This is a genomic window from Flavobacterium sp., assembly GCF_020217025.1.
GTDB lineage: Bacteria > Bacteroidota > Bacteroidia > Flavobacteriales > Flavobacteriaceae > Flavobacterium.
This window is the reverse complement of record NZ_JAIWOF010000046.1, coordinates 1-10000: the sequence shown is the minus strand read 5'-3', so window position 1 is coordinate 10000 and position 10000 is coordinate 1. Positions and strand designations below refer to the sequence as shown.

General features: G+C 30.7%; 10 protein-coding genes. 2 read left to right on the top strand and 8 right to left on the bottom strand.

Annotated features, from left to right (window positions below; all coding sequences use genetic code 11):
• On the top strand, positions 1-202 hold a 202-nt coding region (locus tag LDL23_RS02095; RefSeq protein WP_291264231.1), incomplete at its 5' end, for a uracil phosphoribosyltransferase.
• Positions 203-222: 20 nt separating this feature from the next.
• On the opposite strand, the gene purD is transcribed toward LDL23_RS02095, so the two are convergent.
• Positions 223-1494, bottom strand: coding sequence for a phosphoribosylamine--glycine ligase (purD, locus tag LDL23_RS02090; protein WP_291264230.1), 1272 nt, complete (start codon positions 1492-1494; stop codon positions 223-225).
• 112 nt (positions 1495-1606) lie between these two features.
• Between purD and LDL23_RS02085 the strand changes: the two genes are divergently transcribed.
• Complete coding sequence (locus LDL23_RS02085) at positions 1607-2917, top strand: phenylacetate--CoA ligase family protein (protein ID WP_291264229.1); 1311 nt, start codon at positions 1607-1609, stop codon at positions 2915-2917.
• Here LDL23_RS02085 and LDL23_RS02080 read toward each other — a convergent pair.
• From LDL23_RS02080 to LDL23_RS02050, 7 genes are all read right to left on the bottom strand, one after another.
• Positions 2914-3669 (bottom strand): glycosyltransferase family 2 protein, encoded by a 756-nt coding sequence (locus tag LDL23_RS02080; RefSeq protein WP_291264228.1) that lies wholly within the window; start codon positions 3667-3669, stop codon positions 2914-2916. The two genes, LDL23_RS02085 and LDL23_RS02080, sit on opposite strands and share 4 nt — an antisense overlap.
• Positions 3669-5027 (bottom strand): undecaprenyl-phosphate glucose phosphotransferase, encoded by a 1359-nt coding sequence (locus LDL23_RS02075; protein ID WP_291264227.1) that lies wholly within the window; start codon positions 5025-5027, stop codon positions 3669-3671. Before LDL23_RS02075 ends, LDL23_RS02080 begins: the two co-directional genes overlap by 1 nt.
• Before the next feature lie 3 nt (positions 5028-5030).
• On the bottom strand, positions 5031-6014 hold the full coding sequence (locus tag LDL23_RS02070) for a UDP-glucuronic acid decarboxylase family protein (protein WP_291264226.1): 984 nt from the start codon (positions 6012-6014) through the stop codon (positions 5031-5033).
• Positions 6011-7201 (bottom strand): O-antigen ligase family protein, encoded by a 1191-nt coding sequence (locus tag LDL23_RS02065; protein WP_291264225.1) that lies wholly within the window; start codon positions 7199-7201, stop codon positions 6011-6013. Before LDL23_RS02065 ends, LDL23_RS02070 begins: the two co-directional genes overlap by 4 nt.
• A gap of 103 nt (positions 7202-7304) precedes the next feature.
• Positions 7305-8414: a DUF1972 domain-containing protein gene (locus tag LDL23_RS02060; RefSeq protein ID WP_291264224.1), complete on the bottom strand. Its 1110-nt coding sequence runs from the start codon at positions 8412-8414 to the stop codon at positions 7305-7307.
• A gap of 85 nt (positions 8415-8499) precedes the next feature.
• Positions 8500-9657, bottom strand: a complete 1158-nt coding sequence (locus LDL23_RS02055; protein WP_291264223.1) for a glycosyltransferase family 4 protein — start codon at positions 9655-9657, stop codon at positions 8500-8502.
• On the bottom strand, positions 9657-10000 hold a 344-nt coding region (locus tag LDL23_RS02050), incomplete at its 5' end, for a hypothetical protein (RefSeq protein WP_291264222.1). The genes LDL23_RS02055 and LDL23_RS02050, both read right to left, overlap by 1 nt.

Below are 10000 nucleotides of genomic sequence, written 5' to 3'. Positions count from 1 at the left end.
ACTTTTCGTAGATTTTTTATTCTTACCAATGGATTGGTTAAGAGAGTTAGAATTAACTAATTGGTGGACTGCAAATATCTTAAACTGGATTTTTATTATTATTTGTTGTGGTGCAATGACATATTGGATTAAGCAATTGAACATCTTCAAAGCAAACAATGAAGATGAGCAAGATACTACTGCACACTCATTTTTAAAATAATCTTAAGATATTAGCAAGGATTATAAATCCTTACCAATATCGGTTCTAAAATACATCTTATCAAATTGTAGTTTTGCTATACTTTGATAAGATTTTTTTATGGCTTCCTGAAAGTCATTTCCATACGAAGTTACTGCAATTACACGACCTCCGTTAGTTACCACTTTTCCGTTTTCTAATTTTGTTCCTGCATGAAATGGAATAGAATCGGTGATGTTTTCTAAACCGAAAATTTCTTTTCCTTTTTCATAATCTTCAGGATATCCACCCGAAACAACCATAATAGTTGTAGCTGCTCTTTCATCGATTTCCAAAGTAATTTTATCTAATTCTTGATTTCCTATTGCTTCAAAAATTTCAACTAAATCGCTTTTTAATCTTGGCATGACTACTTCTGTTTCAGGGTCGCCCATACGAACATTGTATTCGATAACCATTGGTTCGCCTTTCACGTTGATTAAACCAATGAAAACAAATCCTTTGTATTCAATTCCGTCTTTTTGTAAACCTGCGATGGTTGGTTTTACAATTCGAGTTTCGATTTTTTCTAATAAAACCGCATCGGCAAATGGAACTGGAGATACTGCTCCCATTCCGCCTGTATTTAATCCTGTGTCGCCTTCTCCGATTCTTTTGTAATCTTTTGCTGTTGGTAATACTTTGTATGATTTCCCGTCGGTTAAAACGAAACAACTTAATTCAATTCCATCTAAAAACTCTTCGATAACTACTTTTGAACTTGCTTGTCCAAATTTAGCTCCTACCAACATGTTTCGTAATTCCGTTTTCGCTTCTTCTAAATCCGATAAGATTAAAACACCTTTTCCTGCAGCTAATCCATCTGCTTTTAAAACGTATGGCGCTTCTAAAGTTTCTAAAAATTGACAACCTTGCTCTATGGTTTCTTTAGTGAAACTTTCGTAACGAGCGGTTGGAATGTTGTGTTTTACTAAAAATTCTTTGGCGAATTCTTTACTTCCTTCTAATTGCGCTCCCACTTTTGATGGACCAATTACTGGAATATGATTGATTTCAGCATCATTTTTGAAGAAATCATAAATTCCTAACACCAAAGGATCCTCTGGTCCAACTACTACCATTGCTACTTTTTCTTGAAGAACAAAAGCTTTAACGGCATCAAAATTATTTGGGTTTAAATCTACATTTTTTGCGATGTTTGCTGTTCCTGCATTTCCAGGCGCAACAAAAAGAGACGTACATTTTGAAGATTGAAGCATTTTCCAAGCTAGTGCATGTTCGCGACCGCCAGAACCAAGTAGTAAAATAGTCATTTTGTGTGTTGTTATGTTGTCTGGCAAAAGTACTATTTCTTAAGAAGAAAGAAAAAGGAAAAAAGAAGAAAGATTATTTTCAGATTTATTACTTTTGGATAAATTCCAACGAATGTTCAACTTGTTTCATCTTTCTTTAAAATTAAGCGGTTTTCCGATTGCGAAAGCTCAGGCCGATTTTGAGAAAATTATACAAATTTCGGAAGCAGATTATCCCGATTATCTCGAAACTAAAAAGAGAGAAATTGTGGAATTTCATTTAAAAAACAATGCTTTTTATCAAAATTTAGTTGGAAAAGAAACTTTCGATAATTGGAATGATTTACCCGTTCTCACCAAAAAAGATTTACAAAAACCTTTAAAAGAACGACTTTCAAAAGGATATTCCGAAAAAACTGTTTTCGTAAATAAAACTTCGGGTTCGAGTGGTGATCCATTTGTTTTTGCTAAGGATAAAGAAGCGCATGCGATTACTTGGGCTTCGATTATTCATCGTTTTGGTTGGTATGGCGTTGATTTTAATTCATCGTATCAAGCGCGATTTTATGGAATTCCGTTGGATTTTATTGGGTACAGAAAAGAACGTTTGAAAGACTTTTTGAGTAAACGATATCGTTTCCCAATTTTTGATTTATCGGATACTATTTTAGTTGGCGTTTTGGAACATTTTAAAACCAAAAAGTTTGATTACATCAATGGTTACACGAGTTCGATTGTACTTTTTGGCAAATATTTACAAGCGCGAAATATCATTTTAACCGATGTTTGTCCGTCGTTGAAAGTTTGTATGGTGACTTCGGAAATGTTGTTTGAAGAAGATAAAATATTGCTTGAAAAACATTTGGGAATTCCTGTTGTTAATGAATATGGTGCTTCGGAATTAGACTTGATTGCTTTTCAAAATCCGAAAGACGAATGGCAAGTGAATTCGGAAACCTTATTTGTAGAGATTTTAGATGAAAATAATCAACCAGTACCATACGGAAAAGAGGGGAAAGTGGTGATTACTTCCTTGTACAACAAAGCACATCCTTTTATAAGATATGAAATTGGAGATGTGGGAATTTTGGATGAGAAAAGCACGTTGAAAAAACCCATTCTGAAAAAATTAATTGGACGAACTAGCGATGTAGCACTTTTACCAAGTGGAAAAAAATCACCAGGATTAACCTTTTACTACGTAACCAAAAGCATTATCGAAGACGACGGAAACGTAAAAGAATTCATAGTGCGCCAAACCAAATTGGATAGTTTTGAGATTGATTATGTGAGTTCTGTAGAATTGACTTCGGAACAAATTCAGGAAATTGAAAAAGCTATTGCCAAATATTTAGAACCAGGATTGCATTTCACCTACAACCGAAAAGAAGTTTTGGAAAGAACAAAAAGAGGAAAATTGAAGCAATTTCAATCAATGCTTTAGTTTCTATATTTCATAAAACCGCGATACATCCAATGTAACATGTAATATGCGGATTGAAAGACATTCAATTTCTCAACTTCTCTGTAAAATTGCCATTGGTATTTAATTAAATCCAATTTTTTTCTAGAAAGTGAATTTTCTCTGATTCGGTAAATTGCTTGTGTTTCTTGGATTCCGTGAGCGAAAGGAATTACTTTTAAATAGTTCAACCACAATCCCATGTCTTGACGTTTTCGGATAAGTGGCATGTATTTTTTACTTAACTTTTTAATATCTAAAAATGCCGTTAAACAACTTATGGAATTGGATTTTAAAATATCGGTATACGAAACTTTGTGTGGCACAATAAAATCAGAATACACAAATTCTAATTGTTCATTGGCTCTTTTGTAAGACGAAAACACAAATGGAATTCCAGTTTCTTGAATCGTTTTGATGTTGTTTTCGATGAATGTTGGGAACCAAATATCATCGGCATCAATAAACGTCATATAAGCTCCAGACGCTTTTTCAATTCCGGTATTTCGAGCCACTGCCGGTCCAGAATTTTGGGTTAATTTATGAAATTGGATACGGTTGTCGTTTTCGATCATAGATAAAACCACAGTTTCTGTTTCATCCGAAGAACCATCATCAACAACAATCATTTCCCAGTTTTGATAAGTTTGATTTTGTACCGATTGAATGGTTTCAGCAATAAATTTTGCAGAATTGTAGGATGGCGTAATTATGGAAACTAAAGCATGATTCATCAGTAGGCTTTTTCCTCTCCTTTAAAAATATTAACTACCGTTTGAATAATAATCTTAATGTCCATCAACAAAGACCAATTTTCTATGTAGTAAACATCGTATTTTATTCGATTTATCATATCATTATCGGTTTCTATCTCACCTCTACATCCTTTTACTTGTGCCAAACCTGTAATTCCTGGTTTAACATAATGGCGCACCATATATTTTTTTATTCGATTTCCATAGTTTTTATTCTGAGACCACAAATGAGGTCTTGGCCCTACAACTGACATATCGCCTAATAAAACATTAAAAAACTGTGGTAATTCATCGATACTGGTTTTTCTAATAAAACGACCTATACGAGTTACTCTAGGATCATTTCTCGATGCTTCTTTTTCTGTTGTAACATTAACTTGCATTGATCTAAATTTATAACACAGAAATTCTTGCTCATCTAATCCTGGTCTGCTTTGTTTAAAAAAAACAGGTCCTCTAGATTCTAATTTTATTAATAAGGCCATTAAAGGCGTTAACCATGATAAAACTAAAATAATTACAAATAGAGAAAATATAAAATCAAATCCTCTTTTAAAGTTTTTTATTAAAGGATCGTGTAGCGCTGTTTTTTGAAGCGATAACACAGGAAAAAGTTCGTAATAATCGATTTTAAGATTCTTTGAAAAAATAGCTTTGGAATCAGGAATAAACTTAACAACGATACTATTATTATCACCAAATTCAACCAAATCTTTTAGTTTTTCATCTGAAATTTCATTTAAAGAACAATAAATCTCGTCTATTTTATTTTCAATACAATATGCTTTAATGCTAGCTATTTTTCCTTCAATGTTTTCATTTACTTTCTTATCTGAAAAAAACCCTTTGAAACGATAACCATAATCAGGTCTTTCATCAAAGATTTTTTTTAAATCTAAAGCTTCATTTGTATAACCAATAATTATTGCATTTCTAAAATTATTACCCGTTACTATTCTGTATTTTTTCAGATAATAAAAAAACAAACTCTTAATTAAAATTATAACAGAAAATAAACTAATTGAATAGAGAGCAATGGCTTTTCCGCTAAAAACAAACTCTTTATTAAACGGGAAATAAGCTATAATTAAGAGTATAAAAATCACACTTTGTTTTGCAATTTTTGTCAATATTTCAACAGGAGTAGTAAACCTATAAACTTCATAAAATCTTGAAAAAAACGAAATAATAATCCAAATAAAAGCAAGATAAATACCAAAAAAGATAAAATTAATATTCAACCCTTTATAAAAAAAAGGGATTAGCACAATAATTAAAAATAAATCTGTGAATATACTTATTGGTCTAATATATTTTGAATACCTTCCTTTTTGCATTGTTTAGTAAATAAACTTTGAAAAATCTTTGTGTTCTTCTTTTAATAATTCTTCAGAAGAAAGTGTTTTAAAATAATCATACGTAATTTTCATGCCTTCTGATCTTGAAATTTTTGCTTCCCATCCCAGAATTTCTTTTGCTTTTGTGGTATCTGGTTGACGTTGCATCGGGTCGTTTACTGGTAAAGGAAGGTAAACTACTTTTTGATTAGTTCCTGTTAATTTGATGATTTCTTCAGCAAATTCTTTAATAGTAATTTCATCAGGATTCCCAATATTTACTGGCAAATGATAATCGGAATGTAATAATCTAAAAATACCTTCTACTTGATCATCTACATAACAAAAAGAACGCGTTTGACTTCCATCTCCAAAAATAGTTAAATCTTCACCACGTAGTGCTTGTCCAATAAAGGCAGGAATTACACGACCATCATTTAATCGCATTCTTGGTCCATATGTGTTAAAAATTCTAACAATTCTAGTTTCTACTCCATGAAATGTATGATATGCCATGGTTATAGATTCTTGAAAACGCTTAGCTTCATCGTAAACACCTCTTGGGCCAATGGTATTTACATTTCCATAATATTCTTCTGTTTGTGGATGAACCAATGGATCGCCGTAAACTTCAGAAGTGGAAGCAATTAAAATTCTTGCTTTTTTTACACGAGCTAAACCTAATAAATTATGTGTTCCTAACGAGCCAACTTTTAAGGTTTGGATTGGAATTTTTAAATAATCGATTGGACTTGCTGGTGAAGCAAAATGCAAAATATAATCTAATTTACCTGGAACATGAACAAATTTGGTAATATCATGATGATAAAATTCGAAATTTTTATCTTTAAAAAGATGCTCTATATTTTTTAAATCTCCCGTAATTAAGTTATCCATTCCGATAACAAAATAACCTTCTTTTATGAACCTATCGCAAAGATGGGAGCCTAAAAACCCAGCCGCACCTGTTATTAATATTCTTTTCATGATTTTGATTTCAATGGTATTAACGCATCTTTATGATTAAAAAGACAATAGAATAGTGCAAAAAACACCATTCCTCTTTGTCTCCACAAGAAAGATTCTGTCAAAAATAAGCTTATCATTAGAATTGCAAAAGCAATATGTATAAAATCTTTACTTTTAAAGGCATTTTTTAAGTTCAGTCCTAAAATTAGAATTAGCAAAACAAATCCAATTACTCCAAGCTCTGCAAAATTTTGGATGTACTGATTGTGAAAGTTTTTCATCTGGTAGCCTTCTGTTTTTTCATCTCCTAAAAAAACATCATATTTTTTTCCTTTCTCTTCTATTTTAACTAATGAGGCATTTAATCCAAATCCTTTCCAAAAAATAGGTTCTTCTTCTAAAAATTCGAAAAACAATCGGGCTTGATACACCCGAAAAGCAGTACCTGGAAAAAAGGCATTAGGATAGAATTTTTTATTATTCCAAGCTTCGTAAATACTTATGTTATGAACGCTTTGAACACTTCTTTTAACAACATTATGAGATAAACTTTTTGCTGTATTTTGTTGAAATTCAGCTTCAAAACGCTCTTTTATTTTTCCAAAAGAAAGTGCTAAGCCTAAAATAGTTAACAATACTATTAGATTTCTCAACCTCATTTTATTAGCTATTTTGGAATAAAACAGAAGATAAATAGCAATCAAAATAATTAAGACCAAAATTATATTTTTTGACGATAATAAAACAATAAACCCAAAAAGCAATAATGATAATCCAATATTTAATTTTGTTTTAACCTCTTGTGTGAAAAAATAAAAAAAAGCGATTGCAACAAATACAGAAAAATGAATTGCATTTAACAATTTAGGCACCAAACCATAATCATCATCGTTTTCGCCATGATAAAAGAAAACTTTACTATCTTGTGTAATTGCATATCTAATAATTGCCCTTACTAAATAATACACTACAAAAAATACCATAGCAAAACTATAAATACGAATCGATGTCTGCTTTTGACTTTTTGAAATTAAAAAAAATGAGAAAGATAAAGGGATGATTAATAACGTTATTTCCTTTGGAATAGCATTAATTGTTCTTGAGGGATCTATTGACCAAAAATAAGACAATCCCATCCATAAAAAAAGGACAATTGGCAACATCAAAACTAAAGAAAAACTAAGTTTTGATTTGTTTTTATTCATTAAAATCGAAACAACAAATACTACTAAAAAAACATTATTAATTCCTAGATTTAATGGAATACTTATCATTAGTAAAACTAACGGCAAAAAAGAAATGTTCGTTTTACTTTCGTTTAGTAGATTGTTCCATACATTTTTCAAAGAGTTGTAAATAATCGCCATTTATTTTTTCCCAATTAAAGTCGTTTGCAATTGCCTGATAATTGTTTTTTATAAAGTGCAAGTTATCACTTTTTTTGACAGTATTTAAGATTTTTTTAACCTCTGATGGGTTTGAAAAGTAATACGCATTTTCTTTTAGCACCCCTTTATTAAAATCGTTATTATGAGCAATTACTAAGGCCTGAGAAGCCATTGCCTCTAACAATGATGGGTTTGTTCCACCAACACTATGACCATGAAAGTATAAATTACTAAAATATCTTAAATTATTTAGATGCTCTAAATTATAAATACCTCCTATAAAACGAATATTTGCATGGTCTTTAAACTTGTTTTTTAAATAAGCTCCATATTTAGTTTCATGTTTTCCAATAACCAAAATAGGCGTTTGATCTTCTTTATTTAACGCTACTCCTTCCAGCACCATGTCTAAATTGTTTTCAGGTTCAAAACGCGCCATAACCATATTATAATTGCCTTTTTCTACTTGATATTCTTGAAGAATATTTTCATTTGGTGTATCAAACAAATGAGCTCCATAGGCGATGTAAGTAGACTCTTTTTTATAGGTTTTCATTAAAAAAGATTGAATTCCTAAAGAATCCGCTACTAAATAATCCCCTGATTTGGCAGCCAACCATTCCGCAACTTTTAAAAACTTTTGAACTGACCATGAATATTTAGAGCGCTTCCATTCTAAACCATCCATATTAATGATATTAATTGGTTTTTTAGGCATTAGAAAAAACCAAATCGAATTACTGGTATAACCAAGTTGTAGAATGATATCAAAATCTCTTTTACGGGCATCCATTATACAATTGTAATCATATATAAATTGCCCAAAAGTACCGTATTTGTACTCTGGATCGTGTTGATGCAAAATGTGTACGCCGTGAAATGTTTTTTCTTGATAGGGATGATTATGCGAATTGTAGCAGTAAACCTCATGTCCTTTTTCGGCTAAATAAACAGAAAAAAATTCGGCAAACTGTTCAAACCCTCCGTAATAATTGGGTACTCCTCGAGTTCCTAAAATAGCAATCTTCATTAAAAAAGAATATTTTTTTCAAAAGTAACTATTTTAGAATAATATTAGTAAGAAAGTTTATGAAAGGTAATTTAAAGTTAATAATCTATATTTTTTCAAAGAATTTCTCGAAAGAATCTACGTATTGCTCTACAGAAAATGCTGTAGTTACTCTTAAATATCCTTTTTCTCCCATTTCTTTTCTTAACAATTCGTTTTGAATAAGCTTCTCAAGTGCAATTACTAAATCTTGTACGCTATTTGGGGTAACCAAAAATCCTGTTGCGTTATTTTCTATTATTTCGGTTAAACCACCATGATTTGAACCCACAATAGGTTTATGAGCCAACATGGCTTCTATTGCAACCATTCCAAAAGGTTCTGGCTCAGTAGAGGGAACAACCGCGATATCAATTGCTTGCCAGATTTTATGAATTTCATTTTGAAAAGGAATTATCAACACCTTATCGTTTAATTTGAAAGAAGCTATCCTTTCTTCTAAATCTTCTTGAAATTTTTCTTGATTAGGTGGTGGAGCTCCCACAAAAACTAACTTTATATTTTCGTTTTTTTGAACTAAATTATTAAAAGCGTCTAATAAAATCATTTGACCTTTCCAACGGCTAATTCTTCCAACTAATGCTAAAATTATCTCATTAGGCTGAGCCAAAAATAAATTTTTTCTTATATCAAACAGTTCAGAAGTACTACTTTCTGGAGTATTTATTTCAATTCCATTCCAAATTACAACTCCTTTATTAATAATGTTTTTGTTTAACTCCCAAAAAACTTTTGTTGCCTGAGAATTATATACAATATGTGTATTACTTTTTAAAGACAACAAACCAACAAATGCCTTTTTGAAAAGAGATGGCTTTTCAATTATTTCATGTACATGCCACAAATGTTTGATGTTGTTTTTCCATGCAAACATAATCCCCAATAAAACAGCTAATGTATTCGAATAAATTAACGTAAATTGATATTTCTTATGCAATTTATTTACAATTTTAAATGCTGCTTTTATGTCTTTAAAAAATCCGATAAGATTTTTTGGAGTAAAAAGTTTTCTGTAGAGTTTTAAAACTGGCGCAATTACAACTTCTATATTCTCATTTTCTAAGGCTTCTTTTAATGGACCATCAAAAGGCAATAAAACAATAGGCTTAAACTTGTTTTTGTCTAAATTTTTCAGCAACAACAATAAAGTTTTATCGGAGCCATATAATTCTGCTGACTGATGAATAAAAAGAATGTTTTTCATTAAAGAGCATTTTTTCTTAACTGATTTTTATAAGCAAATAAAAACCCAATTAGTAACGTTTTAGAATCTAATAAATTATAAAAGCCCATGAAAACCCAATAGGAAATTAAAAGAAACAATCCAGTTCCAATAAATAGTAAATTTATATTATTATCTAATTCATTAACATAAATGTTTTTTCTGAAAAAATATAAAATGGAACCTAGAAGCAACAAAAGTCCTGGAATACCCGTTTTAAGAAAAATCGTCATATATCCATTATGAAGAATAGAAATGAATCTTAAATCCATATCGCCTAACCTAACTTTTTGTTTCAAATCAACTTGTGATCCTATTCCTTCTC